Raw genomic sequence first — 24,816 nt, forward strand, 5'->3', positions numbered from 1 at the left:
ATCAGATAATTTGGAAATTTTAAGAGATTAAAATAAATTTTACATATATTTAATAGTTAGATGCCTTAGATTTAATACAAAATATTTATAGTCTAGAAGTACTAAAAAAAGAGAACAGTGGAGGTCTTTCGTTTGAGAAAAATAAGTAAATTCGTATTGCCGCTAATGATGTCTATTACTTTGCTTAGTGGTTGTGGTGCTAATAACACTACTAATACTGCAAACCAAGGATCGACGGATGGAGCAAATGCACCGAAAGAAACGGCAGCTCCTGTAGCAGAGGGTTATGTTCCAGAGAAGCTTACCGTACAATTTGTCCCTTCCCAAAATGCGGATACGCTCGAAGCTAAGGCGAAACCTCTTGAAAAATTACTGGGTGACAAACTCGGGATTCCTGTAGAAGTAAGTGTCTCTACTGATTACAACACTGTTATCGAAGCTATGGCTTCCAAAAAAGTGGATTTAGGTTTCCTTACTCCAACAGCTTACGTATTGGCAAAAGAAAAAGGAGCTGCTGAAGTTATTCTTCAAGCTCAACGTTTTGGTGTAAATGATGAAACGGGTGCTCCGACAGATGAATTGGCTGACTTCTATAAATCTATGATTATCGTTAAGAAAGATTCTGCGATCCAATCCGTTGCCGATTTGAAAGGCAAAAAAATCGCTTATCAAAATGTTACATCCTCAGCAGGGTTTGTATGGCCGGCTGCAACACTAATGGATGCAGGACTTGATCCGTTGAAGGATGTACAAGCTATCACGGTTAAGGGACATGACCAAGGCGTACTTGCTGTACTGAACGGTGATGTAGATGCCGCAGCTATTTTCCAAGATGCTCGTAATATAGTCGTTAAGGATTATCCGAAAGTATTTGAAGATACTCGTGTTCTCGCCTTTACTGATAAAATCCCTAACGACACGATTTCGGTCCGTTCAGATATGAACAAGGAATGGATTGAGAAAATTCAGCAGGCGTTCATTGATATCGCTGCTGACAAAGAAGGACATGAGATTATCAAAGATATCTACTCTCATGAAGGTTATTTGAAGTCACAAGATAGCAACTTTGACATTGTTCGTGAATACAACAATAAAGTAAAAACAGAGTAGTTCAGGCCGTTCAAGGATACAACGATGTTGGTGTATAACAGGAACTAAGGATAGCCAGCTCCGGATTCCCCCCCGGACCTGGCTATCTCTTTTATACGAATATACGAAAACACAAAAAGGAATGATTTGCATGATAGAGCTTCGTAATGTATCAAAGATGTATCCAAACGGAACCAAAGGCTTAAACAACATTAATCTGACCATCCCAGCCGGAGAATTTGTAGCTATTGTTGGTCTTTCAGGAGCGGGGAAGTCAACCCTACTACGATCCATTAACCGGCTTCATGATATCTCAGAGGGTGATATTCTAATAAATAGGCAGTCCATCACGAAGGCAAAGGGAAGCCAGCTACGAATGATCCGTAGAAGTATCGGAATGATCTTCCAAAGCTTTAACTTAGTGAAACGTACAACTGTGCTACGTAACGTTTTGGCAGGGCGGGTGGGCTATCATTCCACATTGCGGACCATACTGGGCAAATTTCCGAAAAAGGACATCAATTTAGCCTTCGAGTCGCTTGATCGGGTCAATATTGCTGAAAAGGCATATACACGTGCAGATCAGCTATCTGGAGGTCAACAGCAGCGGGTGGCCATTGCTCGTGTTCTTGCGCAGGAGGCGCAAATTATCCTCGCAGATGAACCTGTCGCTTCACTAGATCCGCTCACGACTAAGCAGGTTATGGATGATTTGAAAAAGATTAATGTGGAGCTTGGAATTACGACCATCGTGAATTTGCATTTTATCGACCTCGCTAGAGAATATGCCACCCGGATTATTGGGCTCCGGGCAGGAGAAGTGGTCTTCGATGGTCCTGTATCCGAGGCCACCGATGAGAAATTTGCTGAGATTTACGGCAGACCGATTCATCAGGATGAGTTGTTAGGTGAGCCTGTAAGCGGAGGCATGTGATATGAGTGCGAATGCAGAGAAGCTACATCCCAAACCGCCAAGGAAGATAAAGCATTATTTTACAGCCATTATATTAGTAGTATTACTGTGGAGAAGTGCAGTTTTGACCGATTCATCCATTGGTGAGCTGTTCTCTGGTCTGCCGAATATGCTGGATCTGCTTAAGGAAATGTTCCCTCCAAACTGGAGGTATTTTGACAATATTATAGATGCGATGCTGGAGACGATCCGGATGGCCTTGGTCGGTACAACATTTGGTGCCATTCTCGCGGTTCCCATTGCACTGCTGTGTGCAAGCAATATTACGCAAAGCCGATGGCTTCATTACCCGGTGCGTATGGTGCTGAATTTGATCCGCACAATTCCCGATCTGCTGTTGGCTTCTATCTTTGTCGCCATTTTTGGACTTGGTGCGCTTCCGGGAATATTTGCTTTGACGGTATTTTCGCTGGGGCTGATCGCCAAGCTTACCTATGAATCGTTGGAGACGATTGAACAGGGACCTTTGGAAGCAATGACTTCAGTCGGAGCGAATAAGGCTCAACGAATTATGTTCGGAGTCATTCCGCAGGTACAGGCTCATTTCATGTCTTATGTGCTATATGCCTTTGAGATCAATGTCCGTGCTGCAGCCGTTTTGGGTTTGGTAGGAGCGGGTGGAATCGGCCATTACTATGAAGTGACATTAGGCTTTTTGGAATACGATAAGACTTGCACCATCATCTTGTTCACATTAGCAGTAGTATTGATTATTGATTATGTAAGCACTAAGCTGCGGGAGAAATTAATATGAGTAAATCATGGAATACCCTAGTCCCCAAACCTCGTAAAAATCGTTTCCGTTGGCTGATTTATGTAGCATTAGCGGCAGTATACATTTGGGCTTTTTCGGGAGTGCCGTTTAATGGATTTAAAGAAACCGCCGGGATCATTACTAAGGCAATCTTTGCCGGGATATTCTCACCTGACTGGGCCTTCGTTTATTTACCAGATGGGGAGGATCTGCTTCGAGGCTTGCTTGAGACGTTAGCTATTTCAATTTTAGGGACTTTTATCTCGACCTTCATATGTATCCCATTTGCTTTTTGGGCTGCGGTCAACATGAGCAAGAGAAAGGCGATCTCGGGATCCGGCAAGCTAATGTTAAGCTTTATACGGACATTTCCTGAGATCATTATGGCTTTGCTGTTCATCAAGGCTGTTGGGCCGGGTTCATTTGCGGGTGTACTGGCTCTAGGACTGCATTCCGTCGGCATGCTCGGCAAATTGTTTGCGGATGAGATTGAGAATATTGATAACGGTCCACTAGAAGCCTTAATTTCTTCTGGCGCCAGCCGCATGCAGGTGTTATGGTTTGCTGTTGTGCCGCAGGTATTGCCAGGCTTTCTATCCTACACTTTATACAGGTTCGAAATTAACGTTCGCTCAGCTACGATTCTGGGTGTGATTGGAGCAGGTGGGATTGGTACACCGTTAATCTTCGCACTCAGTTCACGGAATTGGGACCGTGTCGGGATTATACTACTAGGCATCATTGCGATGATTACGATTATTGATCTGATTTCCGGCATGATTCGGAAGAAGCTAGTGTAACTGAGTCGCATAATTACATGTTAAGCAAAGACCTCCTTAGGGTATGAATCGAGCCTATGGGGGTCTTTTTATGATTAGCGCATCATCCGGAAAAGCTATATAGAAGTAATAATACTATTTGTGTTAACATATGTTGGTCTATCCGAACTTGTACCAAAGGAGTTGAAAGCTTGGAAACAGCGCTTATTGGCAGCTTTGTATCAGCAATGGCTACGGTGCTTGGAGCATTTCCGATCCTGTTCGTGAAGAGGTTATCTGAGAAATGGAAGGACGTTCTCGTTGCTTTTACAGCAGGTATTATGGTATCGGCTTCTACATTTGGACTCATGCCGCAAGCGATTAAAGAATCGGGGATTATCGCATTAACCTTGGGCCTGATTACAGGAGTGCTGCTGCTTGATTTAATTGAAAAAAACATCCCGCATATCGACGTGGAGAATAAACCCGGATATACCAATATGGATTCGAAGGCGCTGCTCGTTATGATCGCGCTGTTCATTCATAACATACCGGAGGGACTTAGTACGGGATTCAGTTATGCCAGTGAACAGGCGAGTCTAGGTCCTACCGTGGCCATAGCAATTGGTGCGCAAAATATGCCAGAAGGATTGATTCTCGCAGTCTTTTTGATGAATTCTAGAACAAGTAAGCTAAAAGCCTTGGGAATCGTTACACTTACCGGTTTAATGGAGATGGTGTCTGCGGTAATTGGGTATTTTACGGCAAGTTACCTACAGAATGTAGTGGGTTATGGTCTCGCTTTTGCAGCCGGGGCTATGCTATTCATCGTGTATAAGGAGCTTATTCCGGAGAGCCATGGTCATGGTTATGAACGGCCTTCGACGTATTCGTTTATCTTTGGATTATTGATTATGGTGTATATTACGCAGATATTTGGGTGAGTAGGGTAGAAGGAATTCCAGTGAATCCTGTCGAACAAGAATAGTTATGATGACAACACATAAACTTGAAAAGCTACCTTTTTACACCTTACTTATTTTTATCGTTGCTGGATCTATAGGAGCGGGGTATTTTTATACCCGTTCCTTTTTGGCGTTGTCTGCTGTGCTCTATGGAGTAACGGCCCTGTATATTTTTAATGCTAAAAAGCTTACGTTTCTACCGATTCATGGCTTCTTACTAGCATTCATTCTGTTGTATTGGCTCGCTGTAGGAAGTGCTGTTGATCAAGAACAGGCTGTGCTGGAAGCGATCAAGGTCTCCTTGCTCTTGCCCGTATCCTTATTATTCTCAAGTCTCTCTGGGAAAAGGCGTGATCAGATCTGGGTGACTTGGGTCTGGAGTGGCGCAGGGTTAACGCTTTGGGGGCTGGTCTTTGGTTTATTTCGGGAGGGACGGCTGGAATCGACGCTGGGATATGCGAATGTTTTTGCTGTGATTGTTGCGGCGGGAATGGCAGCGGGCTGGCGTGCTTTTATGCGCTCAAATCAAAAAAAGTATGTTGTGCTGTGTTTAATACAGCTATGTGGATTATTATTGTCGGGCTCTAGAGCGGTACTGATCCTGGTTGTGATGGGGGCCATCGCCTTTGTATGCATAAATAGGAAGAACAAACCAGGGCTGTTAGGCGGTGGAGTACTAATCGTTCTAATCCTGGTGATTGTTGCGGGAATGATCATGAACAGCGGTGGAAGCGTCCGAGAAATGACTTGGAATGCTTCAGAGTTTGAGTTACGCCGTATTTATTGGTTAGATGCCTTTCATTTATGGAAAGAGCATTGGCTGGCAGGTATTGGCGGTGGCGGTTTTGCGATTCTATACCCGTCTGTGTATGTGAAATATGTACATCAACAATTTTTGCAGGTTGCATTGGATGCTGGAGTGTTCGGGGTATTGGTGTTCTTCGCTATGATTGGTTCTGCGTTAAATGCGGCAAGGCGTCAAGGACGAAAAGGTATTGTGGTAATCCTAGCATTGTTACTATTCTGTGCCCATCTGGCATTCGATATTGATCTGGCATATCCTCTCGTATTCGGGTTGTTTATTATGCTGCTGACCAGTATGGAGATGGAGGGATATTCAAGCTGCGATAGGACTATTAATAAGCCAGTTCGAGTTGTAATGTTATCTCTGGGGATGATTATTGTAGTTATTTGTAGCTGGTTTACAGCAGGATATATCTTTAAGGGGCTTGGAGAACATGCAACGGCTCAGCAGGATTGGGAAGTAGGTAAACGTTGGTTGAAAAAAGCACAGGTATCTATTCCGTGGTCGAGTGAAGTTCACTACAAACAGGCTTTTCTCTACTCTTCCTGGGCACAAGCAGAACAGAATCAGTATTTTATGGACAAAGCAATTGAAGAAATGAGAATGGCAGCCGAAATGGTACCGTTAAGTAGAGAATACTCAAGGATGTTGAAGAAAGTCGGAGAATAAGTAGAATAGGGCTATTTTCATAGAAAAATCATTGTTATTTTATTCATCCCCAACTATTATAGAGGAGGTAATTTGTAAAAAAATTCTAATATAGGGGGGATAGTTCTGAAAACATTAATGCGTAAGATTAGTGCATCTGTGGCTCTAGTGATGTTATTGATATTAACTGCTCCGGTATTAACTTATGCGGCAAGTATACTAGATGTTTACTATGACGCTGCTACCGGACGGATCTCAGGAGTGATTTACTCCGACAAAAGAGATATTTCATTAAGTTTGGACAATGGGAGAGAAGAGTACCCAGTTTCACCAGAAGTGTTGGGAGAAGTGCAATATTCCGATACTGCCCACGTTTTTTGGGCTGAGGTTAACGGTCAGCTGGCTGCTGGACTTAATCCTGGAATTCTTAAGATAAGAGCAGGGGATGAGAAACAAGTTCCAGTAAGGGTGACGGATACTGTATATAGTTTCAATACTCCATTCTCATTACGTGCTCCCGTTTTTTATAATGATTTATTAGCCTATAATATTGTAAAGGACAAACATAAAAGTGATATCGATGTTGATTGGTATTCAATGGATGACTATGAAATGGTATTTGGTCGTTCTCACTACAACGTATACATAGATGGTGTTTTTTACAAATCTACAATGAAGCGTTATATACAGTTAACTGATTTACCGTATCATTCTCAGCACAATGTACAAGTAACTGCGGTGGATTGGTTTGGCAACGAGTCGGAGAAATCCTCGCTGTTCTTGCCACATGCTCCAGGATATATGGATGATGTGAAAGTGCTGTTTAGTGGTAGGAAGGGCGGAACTGCGCTTCAACCATTAGACGGACTTGTATCCTTTAGACCTTATTCCGAATCGTTATCTATTAACAATCAGGGATATCGTCTACAGCTATATTTAACGGATGCTTTCACCTATGACTATGTACGCGCTCCATATACAATTAATGAATCACAGTTATCCGCAAGCGATTTCGAGCTTGTAAAGGACGACGGAACAGTCATCCCAGTACAATCTTTTAGGGCTTGGAAAGGTACCACAATAACTTTTGAATTTTCTGATGTTTTGGACAGCGATGCATACTACACGTTGAGACTTTCAGCCACAGCCACTGGGGATGAGATTGCCCTCCCATTGGTAAATACGAGACAAGTAAATGTTTCTCTGTTTCTGACAACCAATGATGGCGATGAAGGACGCTACTTTTTTCATTTTAATGATGATATTAGCATCGGAACCTTCCCGAACACACCTACTAATCTAGCAGCATCAGGTGATGGCAAATTTAATGTCACCTGGGATAGCAACAAGGAAGTAGATCTGGTTGGATACTTGGTTTGGCTTGATGGTAAATTATTGACCGAATCGCCTATTCAGAAGACTAATTACTCCATAGAAGGGTTAACCAATGGGAAGAAATATCATGTTAATGTAGCCGCTGTTAATAAAGATGGTGGCCGCTCTTTACAAGCCTACATCTTCCCAGTTCCGTTGGCTTCCACGGGAACTAGTAATCCTGGCCCTGGCGGAGGTGGCGGTGGAGCTCCAGCAGTAACCGATACCACCACTACAGCTCCTGTCCTAAGTGTGGTCGACAAAGCTGGAGTCACAAAGTCTCTCAACACTGTATTAAAGAGTGAGAACAACATGGTGACAGTTTCCGTTGCAACTGACGTTAAGCAATTACTGCTACCTGTTGCAACAGATGTAATTAATAAAGACAATGCTTTAATCGTAACAAAAGATGATGTATCACTCCAAATTCCGGGTTCGGTTTTGGAACAGCTGAAGGGTTCCATTTCAGCAGACCAATTGAAGAATGCGAGAATCTCAGTAGGATTCACTCCGATAAGTACTGAAGATATCGCCAAGATTACAGGGAAATCAGCGAATACTATAATTACAGTAGCTGGTGTAGCCTATGACTTTACGTTGTCACTCCTTACGGCAGACGGTAAAGAGACAAAGCTTACTCAGTTTAATGCTCCAATTACCCTGAAGTTGAAAGTGAACGAAGGTAGTAACTCGAAATTGACGGGTGTCTATTACTTGAGTGAAAAAGGGGAACTACAATATATTGGTGGTCAGCTGGATAATGGCTATTTAACAGTAGTTATTAGTCACTTCAGCAAATATGCCGTACTGCAATATGATAAATCGTTTAGTGATGTTCCTTCTACACATTGGGCATCTCAAGCGATCAAATCTATGGTAGCACAGCAGGTGGTAACTGGAACAAGCGATACTACCTTCTCACCGAATCAGCAGGTTACACGCGCTGAATTTGCAGCTTTTATTGCTCGTAAATTGAACTTGAAAGCCACTGGAGCAAGTCGGTTTGCTGATGTAGCTTCTTCCAAGTGGTATGCGGATGAAGTAGCAGCAGTAACTGAAGCGGGAATTGTTAGCGGCCAGTCAGAGGCGAAGTTTGCGCCTGAGCGTACGATTTCCCGTCAGGAAATGGTTGTGATGTTGATGAAGGCTTATGTCTACAAGAACAACACGACTTTGAATGCAGGAGAGTCTGATCGTCCGTTTGCTGATGGTTCGGATATCGCAGGGTGGGCTAAGCCTTATGCTACTGCCGCACAGAAGCTTGGTTTCTTGCAAGGAAGCAGCGGTAATAAGCTCGAGCCTCATAAGAATGCTACCCGTGCTGAAGCGGTACAATTGATTTCTAAACTCTAATCTAAAAGGTTTTAAAAAAACGGCCAATGAAGTGCCAGAGCAGCTTAAGCTGCCTGACCTCATTGGCCTTCTTTATGGTTTAATCTATAATTATCCTCGCAAAATCGTCTCAATTTGTTCCAGCTCTTCTGCGCTTAGCTCCGGTGCATTCAAGGAAGCGACTGCATCTTCAATCTGGCTCACCTTACTTGCGCCGATCAAAGCTGAAGTGACTTTACCTCCGCGGAGTACCCAAGATAACGCTAGCTGAGACATTTTTTGACCACGTGCTGCAGCAATCTCGTTCAGTTTACGAACTTTTCCGATTGCCTCTTCAGTAATGGCATTCTCAGACAGGAATACACTTGGTCCAGCAGCACGGGAATCAGGAGCGATTCCATTCAGATAACGGTCGGTCAGAATGCCTCCTTGTAGTGGGGAGAACACAATCGAACCGATGCCTTCCTCAGCCAATACATCCTGCAAGCCATCTTCAATCCAGCGGGACATCATGGAGTAGTTAGGTTGATGAATCAGGCATGGCGTTCCAAGTCGGCGCAAAATCTGTGCCGCTTCACGTGTCTGTTCAGGGTTGTAATTCGAAATCCCAACATACAGCGCTTTACCTTGACGTACAATAAGATCCAGCGCAGCCATAGTTTCTTCCAGTGGTGTATTCGGATCTGGACGGTGATGGTAGAAAATATCTACATAATCAAGGCCCATACGTTTCAAGCTTTGGTCTAGACTGGAGACGAGATATTTCTTGGAGCCCCATTCGCCATAAGGACCGGCCCACATATAATATCCGGCTTTAGTCGAGATGACCATTTCATCACGATAAGGAGCAAGATCCTTCTTAAGGATTTGACCAAAGCTTTCTTCTGCGGAGCCAGCTGGAGGACCATAGTTATTAGCGAGATCAAAATGAGTGATTCCAAGATCGAAAGCTCTTCTTGCCATAGCGCGACCATTCTCGAATAAGTCGTTGCCGCCAAAATTATGCCATAATCCTAGCGAGATCGCCGGAAGGAGTAGACCGCTTTTACCAGTACGGTTATATTTCATATTGTCATATCTGGTAGCGCTTGCGTTATACATCATTATTTCCTCCTAAAAAGACTTTTTTCTGATTACATTACGTCCTTATTGTAGCGAAAGATCCCGGACAAACGTATGTCAGCAAGGAAGAAGTTTATAGCACAATGTCATTTTCGAGATGACGGACACGGTATTCTTTTGGAGAACAGCCTTTCACCTTCTTGAACATCCGCGAAAAGAGTAAGGGGTCCTGATAGCCGACAGAACGCGAAATCTCACCGATAGTACAAAGGGTCTCTGTCAGAAGCTCGCATGCTTTGGCGACTCGGTAATTCAATAAATACTGCTGCGGTGGCATGCCAATGGTTCGTTTGAACAAGGAAGATAAATATTTGCGATCCAGCTTGAGAGAAGAAGACAGCATTTCCACCGAAATGTTCTCGCAATAATGTGTATGCAAAAAGTGCAGACTTTGCTCGACGTAAATACTCTTTTGACGCGGTAAAGGAAGTACATCCGGAACAGCTGGCACTGCTTGAAGCAAGAGGGAGAAAAAATCATACATAATCGCTTTTAGCGGCAGGTCCAGACAATCCGAAGTGTCGGCTGCTTCTGTCAGGCGTTCGTAGAGATTAGGCATAAGCTGTTCATCCATCGGGAAGATTGGCTGCTCAGGTGACAAGGATGTTTTGGATAAAATATATGATACCTGTTCTCCGGTAAAGGCTACCCAGGAATAGATCCAGGGATTGTTCGGGTCCGCTGCATAAGAAGTAACGATATGAGGGTAGGTAAGAAAAGCTTGTCCCGCTTGCAGGATATGGGTCTGTTCACCCACAGATACCTTTCCTGTTCCCTCATGAATGAAATGTATTTTGTAAACATCACGAACCCCGGGTCCGAAAAAATGTCCGGGAAGACACTGTTCCTGCCCCCAGTAATGGAGATGAAGATCGGGATTGCTCCTATGGGGACGCTCAGAATTGTAATTGAAAATCGCCATGAATGCTTCAGTCACTTTCTTTTATAGAGTTAACCAAGGGTAATTTTGCCGCTTTCTTTTATTATACAGCATATTTAACAAGGAACATTAACTCTGAATGGTCAGCGAATTCAAAGATCGTAGTTTATCCCTGTCCAGTTTGGTTAAGTAAGCTATGAAGCTAAACGTATGAGCTAACTACAAAAATAGGAGGTTATGGAGATGAATAAGAGAATAGTGGGTGTCTTTGCCGCTGAACATGAGGCTTCGAGAGCTATAGAAGAATTGAAACGTCAAGGCTGCAGGACAGAGGACATATCGATTATCGCGAGAAATGCAGAGAGTGAGAATACGCTTAGAGATGAATCAGGTACCCAAGCACCGGAAGGTATGGCTACTGGTGCGGCTACTGGTGGTCTGCTAGGCGGATTGACAGGGCTTTTGATGGGGATAGGCGCTTTGGCTATTCCAGGCATCGGGCCGATTATTGCAGCCGGACCGCTTGCGGCAACACTTGCTGGAGCGGCAATAGGAGCAGGTAGCGGTGGGTTAGTCGGCGGTCTTATTGGACTCGGCATTCCTGAAGAAGAAGCCAAGCGTTACGATAACTACGTAGGTGAAGGCCATATTCTTGTAATGGTGGATGTGGAGGGCGAGCAGAGGGAGGAAGAAGTGAAGCGGATCTTCGTACAGCACAATAGTCTGAACGCGGACCGTATTGAAGATATTGCAAATATAAATACAGCTGAGAATCGAAATTATGATGGCAGTGTAAAGGAGAGCGATGCGCTCCGGGCAGCTGATCAACAAGAGGCGAGAAATTTAGCTCAAGCTACCGGAACCATGGATGCTATGGATACCTTAGCGAGTGAGCGCATTAGAAATAAATAATTAAAGAGTAGCCATATCGTAAAAGAACAGGCTATCTCACTAGCCAAGGGTGAGCTGGTGAGATAGCCTGTTCTTTGTGATTTTATAAAGAGGCAACATTCTGTCTAACGGTTAGTCCATCCGGTATTTCTTTGCCAGGCAGGAAATGAATGCTACGGATGTAGCGGATCGTTCGACTCTGTGCCCGCATGATGACTGAATGCGTCTCGGCGCGCTCTTTGCCGATAAAACGGACACCATTTAGGAACTCACCTGAGGTTACACCAGTGGCGGCAAAGAGTACGTCGCCCGTGCCAACCATGTCCTCCATGTATAACACTCGCGTAGGATTGGAAATCCCCATACGCACACAGCGCTGCTGCTCCAGAGGTCCATCGGGAAGCAATCGGCCCTGCATTTCCCCGCCAAGACATTTCAGCGCTGCTGCGGCAAGGACTCCTTCAGGTGCTCCGCCCGAGCCCATGTACAAATCGACATCGCTATCTGGTAGAGCTGCCGCAATAGCGCCAGCTACATCTCCGTGTCCTAGTAGTTTAATCCGTACACCGGCTTCACGAAGGCTATGAATAAGCTGCTCATGCCGTTTGCGGTCAAGTACCATGACGGTTAGCTCGGAGAGGGACTTGCCGCTGAAGTGGCATGCTTTCTGGAGAGTGACCTCTACAGGGTCTTCCAGACTAAGCTTTCCAGCAAGTTCAGGTCCGCAAGCGAGTTTCTCCATATAAATGTCTGGAGCATGCAGAAGACTGCCTTTATCTGCTATCGCAATTACAGATTGAGCATTGTGTAGACCACAGGCTACCACCTCAGTGCCTTCCAGAGGATCGACGGCTACATCGACAGAAGGACCCTTTTGATTCCCGACTTTCTCGCCAATATAGAGCATTGGAGCATCATCCATCTCTCCTTCACCAATGACGACCGTTCCGTCGATGGAGACCGAATCAAACATGGAGCGGATGGCAGTCGTAGCTGCATCATCGGCCGCATTTTTATCTCCTCGCCCGATCCAGCGGGCCGAGGATAATGCACCTAGTTCAGTTACCCGTACAATCTCAAGAGCCAGTTCGCGATCCATTCTAATTCCCTCCAGTGCATCCCATAAATTTTAATCTGAATGTTAGATATAACCCATAATAATGCCAGCGGTTTCTTCAATAGCTTTGTCGGAAATATCAATTACAGGACAGCCTAACTTATTGAACAGAGAAGAGGCATATTCCATTTCCTCTGTGATCCGTTCCAGACTTGCATATTGGGAGCCAGTCGGTAACCCCAGCACCTTCAGTCGTTCGGAGCGAATCTTCAGCATATACTCCGGCTTCATAGTTAGTCCGATCAGTCGGTTCGGCGGCAAGCTTAACAGCTCTTGCGGAGGAGCGATTTCCGGAATAATCGGATAGTTAACGACCTTCTTCCCCCTATGAGCCAAAAAGATACTTAGCGGTGTCTTCGAGGTACGGGACATTCCTAACAGAACGATATCGGCTTTCAGCATAGCCCCGAGATCGCGGCCATCATCACAGGCAACTGTGAATTCGATAGCCTCCATACGGCGGAAGTAGTTCTCATCAAGCTGGTGCAACAGCCCCGGTCGCTGCTGAGGAGCGTCGTCAAACGTATCAATGAAAGCTTGCATCATTGGGCCCATGATATCGACGATCCGAAGGTCAAGCCGTACAGCCTCTTCTTTAATCATTTCTCTTAGCTCCGGCTGGACTAGCGTATAGACGACAAAACCTTGATGCTGCGCGGCTTCTTCCATAAGCTTCCGGAGCTCATCTTCATGTCTAATGTTCCCGTATCTTTTGATGGTGATCTGCTGATTCTGGAATTGATGAATGACGGCCTGCACGACAGCTTCCGCCGTATCTCCTATAGAATCTGAGCAGATCGTTATTAGGTTGGAAGATTGCTCGATGCTCATGAATTCCTCCTGTTATCCTTTGGCTTCAAGTTCGAGGAGAAGTTTTACGATAGCAGTTTTCGTCAAACGTCCTACGACATCCAGTTTCGTACCACTGTCTTCAGTGGCGCTGGGTACAACTACCGGTAAACTATCTACCTCGTGGAAAATCATTTTATGTGCGGCATCAAGCACCGTCTCATCTGGTGAAGTTGTGACTACTTTGGGCTGTCGTGTCATGACCATGCTTACGGGCATGGAGACAGCACCCGGATTGCCAAGGGTTACCTTTAGAAAATCTTTGCGTGACGCAACACCGGTGAGCTTGCCCTCTTCGTCACAAATAATAAGGGTGCCAACATCCTGTAGAAATAGCGTAACTACAGCATCTTGAACCGTAGTAGTCTCACGGATAATAATAGGCACACTTTGAATCTCTTTTACCTTTGTCTCTTGCAATAAATAATTGCTTCCCAGACGATTGGATGATTTGAGTCCCGGGAAGTAACCGACTTTAGGTTTAGCATCGATATATTTGAGCATAACCAGAACAGAGAGATCGGAGCGAATCGTTGGCCGTGTTAAATTCAGACATTCGGCAATCTGTTCGCCGGTAATCGGAGCTCTTTTGTTCACAATATCAATGATTTCTAGTTGACGTGATGTCAGTTCGATCGCAATTCCCTCCACTTCACATAAAAAGGCATTCCTCTTTAGAAAAGAAGCGCCGTTAAGCGAATCCTCCTTTCATATATGAGTCATATATAGATGTATTTAATTTAACTTGGTTATATAATACGCAATAGTGGTCATAAATGCAATATATAGTACGTCATATATTCATTTTTTTTGACGCAGATGTACGGACCCTACGCTTTAGCATTAATTGCTTTAAGGCATCAGCGTTCACCAGGATGGTCCCAGCAATGATGGTGAATACACCGAGGATCGTAACCCAATTCACGGACTCATTGTAAAAGAAAAAGCCAACCCCTACCGCAATCGGCGGAGAGATATAGAGCCAGGTAGAAGGAAACACAGGATTTGTCTTAGCGACGAGCCAGTAGAACAACGAATGACCGACCATCGAGCCGATTACGATCAGATAGAGCAGTGAACCTGCGGTATCGTAAGAAAGAAGAAACTCAGGATGTACATTTTCGGTGGCAAAGGAAAGAAGGAATAACAACACGCCGCCATACATCATTTGGGCTGCATTTAGAGCGATCGGAGAGACCTCGGGCATGCTATTGATTACTTTTTTAGAATAAATCGCACCTACCGCGTAACAGCATTCCCCAATGAGGACGGCTGCGCAGCCGATGAGCCATAGCGGTGAAATATCAACGACAAGATTTGGAAGAACGAGCAGCAGTACGCCAGTCAATCCGATGATACAACCATATAGGGAGATGGCAGGTGCTTTTTGACGAAGAATTGAGGTTTGGAGCAACAGAATCATAATTGGACCCGTGGCAGAGAGTACAGCTGCAAGCCCAGAAGATACATATTGTTCAGCCCAGTAGAGACCTGCAAAGGTACCAAAGGTTAACGCAGATCCGGTGATGAGCATTTCTTTACGTAGGAGTAGAGAGAAGCTTGCCTTTCGTTTCCAGACCATCCATAAAAATAGAACAGCGCCCGCAACAAAAAATCGCAAGCCTGCTGAAAAGAAGGGTGGCGCACCGGCATCCACACCGATTTTGATAGCTAGAAAGGTCGTGCCGAAGATCAGACATACAAGTGCATAAGCGAATAAGATCATTTTGAAAGTCCCCTTTAGTGTGTTTATATAGCGATCCTTGAACTAGTCCGTTAATCATATAGGGGAGAACACAGAACAGTTTATGAAGAGTAGAACAGATGACTTCGAAAATCGTGTACAATACTTTAAATAGAAGTTGTTCGGAGAGGAGTTGATGTGAGGTGAAAAAGTCAGCGATCGTGGAGCATAATCATCCCTTGTTTCGGCAGGTATATGAATTTCTAGTGAATCGCATGGAGCGAGGGGAGTGGGGTGCACATGATAAGCTTCCTTCTATACGGCTGCTGGCGGAGGAATTAAAGGTACATCGACTGACGGTATTCAAAGCGTATAGACGGCTGACGGAGGATGGAAAGGTTTATGTAAAAGATAAATCAGGTTATTATGTATCACCAGAAAGCTTGCTTCCTATTGTAGAAGAAGGCGCAGCTGTGTCTGCCTATGCACTCACTAATCCTCTTTCGGATATACAGAGAATGCCAGCTAAGTATCAGTTCTCGCAGGCGCTGATTGATCCGGGGCTTTTGCCAAACCTTTTTCTATCGGACTATGTTAAAAAAGTGTTCGATTTATATCCCAAGGTGATGGGGACATACTCTTCGGTTCAGGGGGATGAAGAGCTACGGGAGACGCTAAGTCGTCATTTTCGGAAGAAGCATCGGCTACAGTTATCCTCGGAAGAGCTGCTTATTACTTCAGGTGCGCAGCAGGCGATCAATCTGATTGCACGAATTGTGCTCGGACCTATGGACACGGTGCTTGTGGAGCGACCAACCTACAGTGTGGCCATGGATATTTTTCGCCGGGAGGGGGCAAGGCTGGTTCCGGTGGAGATCACTCCGATGGGCTATGACTTGGAGGAAGTTGAAGCTCTGATGAAAAAGCATAGACCGCGCATGTTCTATATCAATCCAACTCATCATAATCCAACTGGATATACGGTGCCAGCGCAGCAACGTAAACTGTTGGTCGAGCTTGCCGAGCGTTATCGCTGTCTGTTAGTCGAAGATGATCCGTTCCGCGATATGTGTTTTGAAGAGGAGCCACCGCCACCTTTTTTTGCTTATGATACGGAGGGCTGGGTGATTTATATCAGCAGCTTCAGTAAATATGTAGCTCCAGGCTTACGGATCTGCGCGGTGGCTTGCCGCTATCCATTTATGGAGCGCTTGATTACAGCCAAATCACTTGCGGACAATGGGACTCCGCTGCTTAACCAAAAAATATTCCTGCACTACTATACTTCAGCACGCTTGCAACAGCACCTCGGTAAGCTACGTATTGCGCTTCAGGTGCATAAGGAAATTGTAGAGGAGGAGCTGGCTGCGACTGGGTGGGAGTGGACACCTCCGCAAGGGGGCTTAAATCTATGGGTGAAGCTGCCGGACCATCTTTCGGTGGATCGACTGTTTACCTCGAGTATGGTGGAGTCCATCGCCTTCGTTCCAGGGGGATTGTTTGATCCGCTTGGTGAGATGAAGTCGAGGATTCGAATAAGCTACTCCTTTGCAAGCGAAGGGGTGCTACGTGAGGGGATTCAGCGGTTGATTGCAATTGCTCGAGGGTTATGAGTAGGTACAGTAGACATGAGGGACTTATGAAGGCCAATTAGTGCGGAATTGACTAGACTTGTATAACTTGTTTGGAAATTGTTGTAACACTTTCTTCTTCTGTTCCGTCTGTAGAATAAAGAAGGAGGTTATTATGATGTTTAAGGCCAAGTTCCGCAGTCCACTTATGATGTTCCTAAGTATAACGTTAATATTTATGGCCTTGCTGACGGTGCGTCCCTCCGTTACTTATGCGTGTTCCTGTGTTGTACCTGCGGAGCCACTTGAGGCGCTGGAGTCAAGTTCAGCCGTCTTTACTGGGAAAGTAGTGGACAAAAAGGAGCCAAAGGGGACTATAATCTCATCTGCGGATTCAGTAAAAGTAACCTTTGAAGTCGATTCCAGCTGGAAAGGAGTTAAGGGGAATAAAGTTACCTTGACCACTGCTTTATCGTCTGCCAGCTGTGGGTTTGAATTCGTGGAAGGGGAAAGTTATATCGTCTATGCTTATGCTAATGACGAAGAGGATTCAGGTAAATTAGTGGCCAGCTTATGCAGTCGAACAAAGCTGCTTGCCTCGGCATCGGAGGATTTGAAGGAGCTTGGATCTAGTATATCGACGGGGACGCCAACAGCTTCTCCGGAGGTGACATCGAATCATTCCCCGGAACCCGAAGCTGGGAATAATGGGCCGACTGATGTTGAAGGAAAAACAGCTGCGGACAGTGACTCTTTTCCACTTGTTAATGTAGGGATCAGTGGAGTCATTATCGTTTTGATAGCGATAGCTGGCGCTGTACTCTACCGTCGTAGAGATGGTGGAACGCGTAAGAAATAAAATGTTGTTGTGATGAAGCGGTCGCCCGGGGGTTATTCGGGCGACCGCTTATTTGTTTGAGCTGACCTCAACAGTAACTAATATTTAGGGAATTCCTCCCCAAATTTATCGTGTTTTACTCGATATTATCGATAATCAGGGAGGATTTCCCTAAACTTAAGTCATACCCACCCAAACAATCGAGCAAGCTGAGCGACGGCAAACGTAACACCAATGGCGATGCCGAGCGGGATCACAGCTGAGAGTACAGCCCACTTCATACTTTTCGTTTCCTTGTAGATGTTCACGAGTGTGGTACCACAAGGATAGTGGAGCAGGGAGAACAGCATCATGTTAAGTGCGGTCAGCCAGGTCCAGCCATGTGATAAAAAGACATCTTTGATGCTGCCCAAGCTGTCAATATCGACCATAGCTCCAGAGGACATATAGCCCATAAGCAGGATCGGCAGTACGATTTCATTCGCGGGAAGTCCAAGAATAAAAGCCATGATGATAAAGCCATCCATGCCGAGCATGTGTGCAAAAGGATCGAAGAATGCAGCCATATGATTCAGGACAGAATCTCCGCCAATAAATAGGTTACCTAAGATCCAAGTGATAATTCCAGCAGGGGCAGCTACCACGATTGCCCGAGTAAGTACGTTAAGGGACTTATCTTTGGAGGAAATAAGTATGGTCTTCCAAATTTGTGGCCGGCGATAGGGAGGGAGCTCCAGTGTGTAATGTGTAGGGACACCGCGTAGCGCAGTTTTGGACATGACCCAGGAAACCGTGAGGGTAACGATGATGCCGATTAGCACCATCCCCATAAGTACGGAGGCGGTTGTGAGGGTGCGGAGTGCGCCTGTCGTAGCCGCTCCTGCCATGAATAAGGAAGACAATAGAATCAATGTCGGCCAGCGGCCGTTACATGGAACGAAATTGTTGGTCAAAATCGCGAGCATCCGTTCACGCGGTGATTCTATGATTCTGGTGGAGAGGATCGCGGCAGCATTACAGCCGAATCCCATAGACATGGTCAAAGCCTGTTTGCCGTGACCACCTGATTTCTTGAACAACCGGTCCATGTTAAAAGCAACCCTCGGCAGATACCCGAAATTTTCAAGCAACGCGAAGACTGGGAAAAATATCATCATTGGCGGCAGCATGACGCTGATGACCCATGAAGTTCCTCGATATAATCCAAGAACAAGCACACCGTGCAGCCAAGCTGGGGCATGAATCGCCTCGAATCCGGCAGTGAGATACCCTTCGATGAAGCCGAAGAAAGTAGCAAGCCAGCTTGAAGGATAGTTGGCGCCGGCAATCGTAATCCAGAACACGATACCGAGGATGGCGAGCATAATGGGGAATCCCCATATTTTTGAAGTTACGATATTATCAAGCTTATAAGTGCTGTTCAGCTTTTTCTTATCCCTATAGGTGACTGCATCCCCACAGATGCCTGCGGATACGCCATAAATGCCGCTGACAATCTCATCCCGTATCGCTCCACCGTCAGCAAGCTTTTTCGCTGTGGAGAGCAGGGAATCTAGAGGATCTAATCCCTTAGTGATATGCGGTAACTCCATGACCGATGACCTCCTTTGCTTCAGGTAAGTCTTTATTCTTCATATTCTCTTTAAGCGAAGTTAGCAGGCTTTCATCACCATCGAGCAGGCGCAGTGCAATCCAGCGACCCGGATATTTGCTGCCAATAGTTTGCTCTACCAGTGGTGTAAGCTCAGCAATTCCACGTTCAATCTCCTCGTTGTACGTAATACGCAGTGGCTGTGCAGTGCATGCGCCTGTAGCCACGCGTTCCACCTGATCCAATAACGCCTCAATACCAATTTTATTGCGAGCCGATATCGCAACTACAGGCACGCCGAGACGTTTGGAAATGCGCTTCAGATTGATGTCGATACCCAGTTTACGGGCTTCATCGATGAGGTTGATGCAGACAACAGCCCGACCGGTAATCTCCAGTACTTGCAAGGCAAGGTTGAGATTTCGTTCTAGCGAGGTAGCGTCAAGCACGACTAGTGTCACATCGGGCTGTTCAAAAATAATATAATCTCTAGCCGCTTCTTCATCAGCGGAATTGGAGTACAGCGAATACGTACCAGGAAGATCTACAGCGAGGTACGTATGGTCTTTATGCTTAAACTCACCTTCAGCAGTAATGACGGTTTTACCTGCCCAGTTTCCAGTATGCTGACGCATGCCGGTCAACAGATTGAAAAGCGTGCTTTTTCCAGTATTAGGATTGCCTGCAAAAGCGACTGTGAAATGACTCATGCTTCTACACCTCCGATGATTTCTCCAAATATTAAAGAGCTTTCTTCTCTACGCAATGCAATGGTCGTGTTGCTTACCCGAAAAGCTATAGGATCACCTAAGGGACTGCGCCGTAACACCTCAACGGCATTACCGACTACAAACCCGAGATCCAGCAATCTTCTTCTAAGTACACCCTGAACTTCAATACCGTTGATACGCAGCGTGCTGCCTTTAGCCGCTTCTGATAATGGAATAATAGTTCCAGTCATTAGATCGCCTTCTTTCATTTATGATATATTTGTATTTTTATGGTTATTATTTTGTGCAATGGAATTTTTCTTGTAGTATGACACAATAGTAGTATATGTGAACAACTTTGTCCCTGCAACAAGAATGTTTCCCTGAGGAAAGATTATTTTTGGCACAAAAAAAACCCTGACGGAAAGAAGGCTTGCGCTCCATCCGAGGGGCTAAGGTTAAATCTTCATAAGCTTGTCTTTAATTGAAACAGTCGTATTCAACTATAATTTGCCGTAAAGTTATGTCCAGCTTCCAAAATCAAGCGTGCGTCCAGTCTCTACTAAAGTCTTGGTATTACTTAGAACCTGCCACCAAGCGCTGATGCTGCCAGCATACGAAGGATCTTCAGGATGCCATTCATCGTGAATAAGCGTGAGCTTAGTAGTTCCGCCCACCGGTTCAAGCAGCCAAGAAATACGCGATTCATATCTTTCATGTCCTTTATGATAGGAAGGTCCTACCTTATGCGTGAAACGCAATGCTTTTTGCGGAGTGAACTCCAGCAGAGTCCCATAGACATGCAGCGTTTCATCTCCATCTGCACCGGGTCCGATGTATTCCAGTAATTCTCCTTCTTTGAAGGTTGAACGAATAACGCTGCCGTAATAAATCTGCTTCGTACCTTCCGGTGAGATCAATGTTTCCCATACCTGCTCTGGTGTTCCGTCAATATAAAATTCATAATGTAGTTCCTTCATTTGTTATTCCTCCTTGATGTATATTTTCATTTATTCCCTCAGACTCATTTACACTATACAAAAAGATCACTGACAACTACGGTCAGTGATCCTAAAGAATAATTTATGTCTTATAATGAGCTGCTAAATTAATGGCTATGTCCGCTAGTCTTTCTTTCAGGGAAGAAGGCTCCATGATGCGTAATGTGGTTCCATAAGGCAACAAGAAGTAGGGTACATAAGTCAGTAAAGAAGTTTCGTCCACTTGAAAGCGGGCTTGTCCTTCCATGCGCTGTACCAGCGTATGTCCGAACAACCAATGACTGCATAGATCATTCAAGACTCCCTCGTCGGATGCGATGACTACTGTAACTAGTTTCTCTTCAGTATTGCGTGCAGGCAGTAAGCTCTTTAACAAAAAATCACGTGCAGAGAAGTCAGCAGGACGAGCAAATACAGCTTCTGTTCGGTTCAGTTCAATGATTCTATCGAGCCGGAAACTGCGAATTTCTTGTCGCTCGTGGCAGTAAGCTACGGTGTACCATTGGCCCTTCCAGAGTACAAGTCCGTAAGGATCAATGGCACGAGATGATTTGGTTTCTCCATTACCCTTACGATATTCCATTTGCAGGGTGTATCCGTTCGCTGCCCCCAATTCCAATTCTTGAATCAGATGGCTAAGCGACGGGGAAGGAGAATGGATCGTCTCAATGCCATTCTCATGGCGCTCCATTTGTTCTAATTGCTGGGCATTACTATATCTTTTTAGCTTGGATAGGGCTCGGTCCAGAGCTTCAACATAAGGATATCCGGTCCCCCTGGCAAAAGAAGAAGCTTGTAGAAGGGCACGCTGCTCTTCGGAGTCAAAGAATAATGGAGCCTCAATAAAATGCTCTGGTAAGCTGTAACCGCCACCAGGCCCGCTATCCGCAATAACGGGTACACCACTGATGCATAACGCATCGATGTATCTGTACACAGACCGAACACTGATCTCTAACGCTTCCGCTAGTTCTCCGGCGGTTCTTCCCCGCTGCTTGAGCATCCAAAGAATGGATAACATATAATCAGCCTTGGACATAAATTCGGAACCTCCTTGCTAGGTTTATTGAATAATATAGCAAGTGTAACGTGAGAGTCACTGTTCCGCCAACTGAAGAGAAGTCTTTTATACCATTATTTTTTTGAGACTATGAATGTAACGAGATCGAGCAATAATGAAATAGAGGGTCTGCACAGCAAGGAATGTACCGGATGTAATTAGTACGGGAAGAGTTACATCGGTGATATTCATTTGCTTCAGTATGGGACGAATTACGACAAGGGTCTGAATGGTGGCAATCACAATCGGAATATAAAAGAGCACAGAAATTTGTTTGGTAGCAGAAGCTGACATTTCTTTGGTGCTTAAACCGATTTTGGATAAAGCATTGTACATTTGTTTGTCCGTGTTCAGCTCGGTATGAAGCTTAAAAAAGAGAAAGCTGGCCGATGAAAGCGAGAAAATCAGCGCGATAAAAATGCCAATAAAACTAAATATGGCTGTTCCCTGTTTGGTTGATAGATAGCTGTCTGCTCGTGCTGTCATTAAGGAGCTATATTGATTGTTAGAAATGTTGGATGCTTTACTCCACTGGATGAGCTCTTTAGTGATGACAGCTTCAGGTGAGCTGGCATTAGGAGTAGGACCGTCCCATGCAGGGATTTTATATAGGTATCTCACATATGGCCTGGTGTGTTTCTCTGCTGAAGAAAACTTCTCATAGAAGCCGTCATCTACGATTAAGAGTGAGCTTGCCATGGGGTCCATTGGATGTATCTTGGGCGTTCGCAGTTCTTTTAGCAGCAGCTCTTCATCTTTCTGATTTTTCAAAAGAACCGTTTGATTAGCAGCATAATTCTGTGTCTGGATATGAGGGCTCAGCAGTAATACAGCTTCTTTCTCAGATAAGGGTCCCACTTCGGGCACATTCATTTGAGGAGCCAATTGATTGAACTCTGACCGTGAAATGATATCAATGTTAAGTATGGTTTCTTTATCGATTCCTTGAATGGAAGCGGAGATTAGATCAACTTTATTCTCTGTATACTCGACCTTGGCATTCTGTAATTTGTTATGGATGTGTCCTAAATCAGGCATCTCTCCCTTTGGATTATAATTTGAATAATTCATTGCGAAGGAGGTTTTTTTATAGTGCTCCGTGTTCGCTTGATTAATGGACAAAAGAAATCCTGAAGCCATACAAGCAATCGAGGTAACTACCGTAACAAGGAATAACATTCTTGCATTGTCTTTGATCTTGTAGCTCATCTCGGAAATCCACAGCAGATTGGTTCCACGCCAAAGCCGTTTTCTGCTTAGCTTAAGCAATCGTATCCCTAGTACGGACAACTGAGAGTAGAAAAAATAGGTTCCCGCAATACCTGTGACAGCAGCGACTAGGAGTGAGCTGGGAGACAATTGCTTCCGTATAGCGAGAGCGCCGATGGTCAACAGTAGAAATCCGAAAAGCGAGAACAAGAAGGAGACATGAGGCTCTTTTTTAGGCTTAACATTTCCCTTAAGCAGTTCAAGGACTTGATGCTTGCGAATGAACAATAATGTGAAGATCGAAATGACCAGAAATAATGAAATGAAAGAGATAGAAGTAATTATTAATGCCTTCATTGGCCAATAAAATGGCAGTGGCTCCATGCCCATAATTGTCGTGCTTAGCAGCAAGAACAGCTTGGATAAAAGCATGCCGAAAGACATACCTGTTACTATAGAGAGCAGTCCGATCAGCATATTTTCTATAAGAATCAGCTTGTTGATCTGGCCAGGGCGTGCGCCTAAAATCATCAGTATGCCGAACTCCAGATTACGCATTTTCAGAAATGCACTAATCGAGTATAGAACGAAAAAGAACGCAAAGATAAACACGATATAAGAAGCAATTTGCATGCCGGAGGCTGAATTCGCACCCAGCGCGATGTTCGTAATACTAGGGTGGTAAATAAAGACTGAATAAGAGAAAAAGATCATGACCATAAAAGCACTGCTTAAGAAAAAGGCAAAATAAGCCCGTGAATTGCGCCGCACATTGTTAAACGCGAATTGAGGAAAGTTCATGACTATTCCCTCCCCAGAATGAAAGTGTATCGATAATCTTTTGGAAGAAGGCCTGACGGTTATCTCCCCGGTGAATTTCTGCCGCCAGTTTGCCGTCTTTTATAAAGACGATTCGATTACAGTAGCTCGCTGCCAGTGGATCATGCGTTACAAGCATTAGCGTCGTGCCCTCTATGTGGTTAATATTCTCCAGCGATTCCATTACCGTCCGTGAAGAGTTGGAGTCAAGCGCACCTGTAGGCTCATCGGCTAATATAATCGAAGGGGAGGTGATGATTGCCCGGGCAATTGCGGTCCGCTGACGTTGTCCCCCTGAAATTTCATAGGTGCGTTTACTAAGAATATCGGTAATGTTTAAGCGTTCTGCGACGCTTTGAAGCAAGATCTCCATCTGCGAGAGTTTACGGTTATCCAGCGTTAGGGGCAGTACAATATTCTCGGCGACGGTTAATGTCTCAAGCAGGTTAAAGTCCTGAAACACAAAGCCTAGTTGTTTGCGGCGAAAATGGGCGAGCTCTTTTTTATTCAAAAGGTAAGGGTTGCTGCTATTGATAATCACCTCACCAGAGGAGGGCTGGTCGATCGTGGACACCATGTTCAGCAATGTTGTTTTACCGCTACCAGAGGGTCCCATGATACCTACAAATTCACCTTTTTCAATATTGAGATGGATATCGGTGAGGGCTTGGGTCGCTATTTTGCCGGGGTATACCTTATGAAGTCCTTTGACTTCTACAACATTCATATCCTTCATTCCTTTCGCTACAAAAGTGATTTTATCCGTCACGAAGCAG

The 24,816-nt window shown here is 44.9% G+C and carries 23 protein-coding genes; 10 read left to right on the plus strand and 13 right to left on the minus strand.

Annotation, left to right across the window (positions count from 1 at the left end):
- Positions 1-132: 132 nt before the first annotated feature.
- The 7 genes from QNH28_RS05270 to QNH28_RS05300 all read left to right on the plus strand — a co-directional run bounded on the left by QNH28_RS05270 (position 133) and on the right by QNH28_RS05300 (position 8,719).
- Positions 133-1,110 (plus strand): phosphate/phosphite/phosphonate ABC transporter substrate-binding protein, encoded by a 978-nt coding sequence (locus tag QNH28_RS05270; RefSeq protein WP_283910464.1) that lies wholly within the window; start codon positions 133-135, stop codon positions 1,108-1,110.
- A gap of 130 nt (positions 1,111-1,240) precedes the next feature.
- Complete coding sequence (gene phnC / locus QNH28_RS05275; protein ID WP_283910465.1) at positions 1,241-2,023, plus strand: phosphonate ABC transporter ATP-binding protein; 783 nt, start codon at positions 1,241-1,243, stop codon at positions 2,021-2,023.
- A 1-nt stretch (position 2,024) separates the two neighbouring features.
- Positions 2,025-2,816: a phosphonate ABC transporter, permease protein PhnE gene (gene phnE / locus QNH28_RS05280; RefSeq protein ID WP_283910466.1), complete on the plus strand. Its 792-nt coding sequence runs from the start codon at positions 2,025-2,027 to the stop codon at positions 2,814-2,816.
- Positions 2,813-3,616: a phosphonate ABC transporter, permease protein PhnE gene (phnE, locus tag QNH28_RS05285; protein ID WP_283910467.1), complete on the plus strand. Its 804-nt coding sequence runs from the start codon at positions 2,813-2,815 to the stop codon at positions 3,614-3,616. The genes phnE (QNH28_RS05280) and phnE (QNH28_RS05285) overlap by 4 nt, the downstream gene beginning before the upstream one ends.
- Before the next feature lie 170 nt (positions 3,617-3,786).
- Complete coding sequence (locus tag QNH28_RS05290) at positions 3,787-4,518, plus strand: ZIP family metal transporter (protein WP_283910468.1); 732 nt, start codon at positions 3,787-3,789, stop codon at positions 4,516-4,518.
- Positions 4,519-4,564: 46 nt separating this feature from the next.
- Positions 4,565-6,013 (plus strand): O-antigen ligase family protein, encoded by a 1,449-nt coding sequence (locus QNH28_RS05295; RefSeq protein ID WP_283910469.1) that lies wholly within the window; start codon positions 4,565-4,567, stop codon positions 6,011-6,013.
- Between the two features lie 117 nt (positions 6,014-6,130).
- Positions 6,131-8,719, plus strand: coding sequence for an S-layer homology domain-containing protein (locus QNH28_RS05300; protein ID WP_283910470.1), 2,589 nt, complete (start codon positions 6,131-6,133; stop codon positions 8,717-8,719).
- A gap of 90 nt (positions 8,720-8,809) precedes the next feature.
- Here QNH28_RS05300 and QNH28_RS05305 read toward each other — a convergent pair whose 3' ends face one another.
- A complete protein-coding gene (locus QNH28_RS05305; protein ID WP_373455840.1) occupies positions 8,810-9,799 on the minus strand; it encodes an aldo/keto reductase in 990 nt (329 codons plus the stop codon).
- A gap of 94 nt (positions 9,800-9,893) precedes the next feature.
- Positions 9,894-10,757, minus strand: coding sequence for an AraC family ligand binding domain-containing protein (locus tag QNH28_RS05310; protein WP_283910471.1), 864 nt, complete (start codon positions 10,755-10,757; stop codon positions 9,894-9,896).
- Positions 10,758-10,943: 186 nt separating this feature from the next.
- Here QNH28_RS05310 and QNH28_RS05315 point away from each other — a divergent pair, with 186 nt between their 5' ends.
- Positions 10,944-11,612: a general stress protein gene (locus QNH28_RS05315; RefSeq protein ID WP_283910472.1), complete on the plus strand. Its 669-nt coding sequence runs from the start codon at positions 10,944-10,946 to the stop codon at positions 11,610-11,612.
- A gap of 82 nt (positions 11,613-11,694) precedes the next feature.
- Here QNH28_RS05315 and glpX read toward each other — a convergent pair whose 3' ends face one another.
- From glpX to QNH28_RS05335, 4 genes are all read right to left on the minus strand, one after another.
- Complete coding sequence (gene glpX, locus QNH28_RS05320; protein ID WP_283910473.1) at positions 11,695-12,690, minus strand: class II fructose-bisphosphatase; 996 nt, start codon at positions 12,688-12,690, stop codon at positions 11,695-11,697.
- Between the two features lie 42 nt (positions 12,691-12,732).
- Positions 12,733-13,539: a pyruvate, water dikinase regulatory protein gene (locus QNH28_RS05325; RefSeq protein ID WP_481858359.1), complete on the minus strand. Its 807-nt coding sequence runs from the start codon at positions 13,537-13,539 to the stop codon at positions 12,733-12,735.
- A gap of 12 nt (positions 13,540-13,551) precedes the next feature.
- Positions 13,552-14,208: a helix-turn-helix transcriptional regulator gene (locus QNH28_RS05330; protein WP_283910474.1), complete on the minus strand. Its 657-nt coding sequence runs from the start codon at positions 14,206-14,208 to the stop codon at positions 13,552-13,554.
- 142 nt (positions 14,209-14,350) lie between these two features.
- Complete coding sequence (locus tag QNH28_RS05335; RefSeq protein WP_283910475.1) at positions 14,351-15,283, minus strand: DMT family transporter; 933 nt, start codon at positions 15,281-15,283, stop codon at positions 14,351-14,353.
- 161 nt (positions 15,284-15,444) lie between these two features.
- Here QNH28_RS05335 and QNH28_RS05340 point away from each other — a divergent pair, with 161 nt between their 5' ends.
- A complete protein-coding gene (locus QNH28_RS05340; protein ID WP_283910476.1) occupies positions 15,445-16,854 on the plus strand; it encodes an aminotransferase-like domain-containing protein in 1,410 nt (469 codons plus the stop codon).
- A 133-nt stretch (positions 16,855-16,987) separates the two neighbouring features.
- Positions 16,988-17,671: a hypothetical protein gene (locus QNH28_RS05345; protein WP_283910477.1), complete on the plus strand. Its 684-nt coding sequence runs from the start codon at positions 16,988-16,990 to the stop codon at positions 17,669-17,671.
- A 161-nt stretch (positions 17,672-17,832) separates the two neighbouring features.
- Here the strand turns inward: QNH28_RS05345 and QNH28_RS05350 are convergent, their stop codons facing one another.
- The 7 genes from QNH28_RS05350 to QNH28_RS05380 all read right to left on the minus strand — a co-directional run bounded on the left by QNH28_RS05350 (position 17,833) and on the right by QNH28_RS05380 (position 24,767).
- Positions 17,833-19,242: a nucleoside recognition domain-containing protein gene (locus QNH28_RS05350; protein ID WP_283910478.1), complete on the minus strand. Its 1,410-nt coding sequence runs from the start codon at positions 19,240-19,242 to the stop codon at positions 17,833-17,835.
- Entirely contained in the window at positions 19,220-19,951 is a 732-nt protein-coding gene (locus tag QNH28_RS05355) for a FeoB small GTPase domain-containing protein (RefSeq protein ID WP_283910479.1), read from the minus strand. Before QNH28_RS05355 ends, QNH28_RS05350 begins: the two co-directional genes overlap by 23 nt.
- Positions 19,948-20,202, minus strand: a complete 255-nt coding sequence (locus QNH28_RS05360; RefSeq protein WP_283910480.1) for a FeoA family protein — start codon at positions 20,200-20,202, stop codon at positions 19,948-19,950. Before QNH28_RS05360 ends, QNH28_RS05355 begins: the two co-directional genes overlap by 4 nt.
- Positions 20,203-20,472: 270 nt before the next feature.
- Positions 20,473-20,931, minus strand: coding sequence for an SRPBCC domain-containing protein (locus QNH28_RS05365; protein WP_060621665.1), 459 nt, complete (start codon positions 20,929-20,931; stop codon positions 20,473-20,475).
- A 103-nt stretch (positions 20,932-21,034) separates the two neighbouring features.
- Entirely contained in the window at positions 21,035-21,991 is a 957-nt protein-coding gene (locus QNH28_RS05370; protein WP_283910481.1) for a helix-turn-helix transcriptional regulator, read from the minus strand.
- Positions 21,992-22,078: 87 nt separating this feature from the next.
- Complete coding sequence (locus QNH28_RS05375; RefSeq protein ID WP_283910482.1) at positions 22,079-24,022, minus strand: FtsX-like permease family protein; 1,944 nt, start codon at positions 24,020-24,022, stop codon at positions 22,079-22,081.
- A complete protein-coding gene (locus QNH28_RS05380) occupies positions 23,997-24,767 on the minus strand; it encodes an ABC transporter ATP-binding protein (RefSeq protein ID WP_283912057.1) in 771 nt (256 codons plus the stop codon). Before QNH28_RS05380 ends, QNH28_RS05375 begins: the two co-directional genes overlap by 26 nt.
- Positions 24,768-24,816: the final 49 nt, after the last annotated feature.

It is taken from the genome of Paenibacillus sp. G2S3, assembly GCF_030123105.1.
Classification (GTDB): domain Bacteria; phylum Bacillota; class Bacilli; order Paenibacillales; family Paenibacillaceae; genus Paenibacillus_AQ.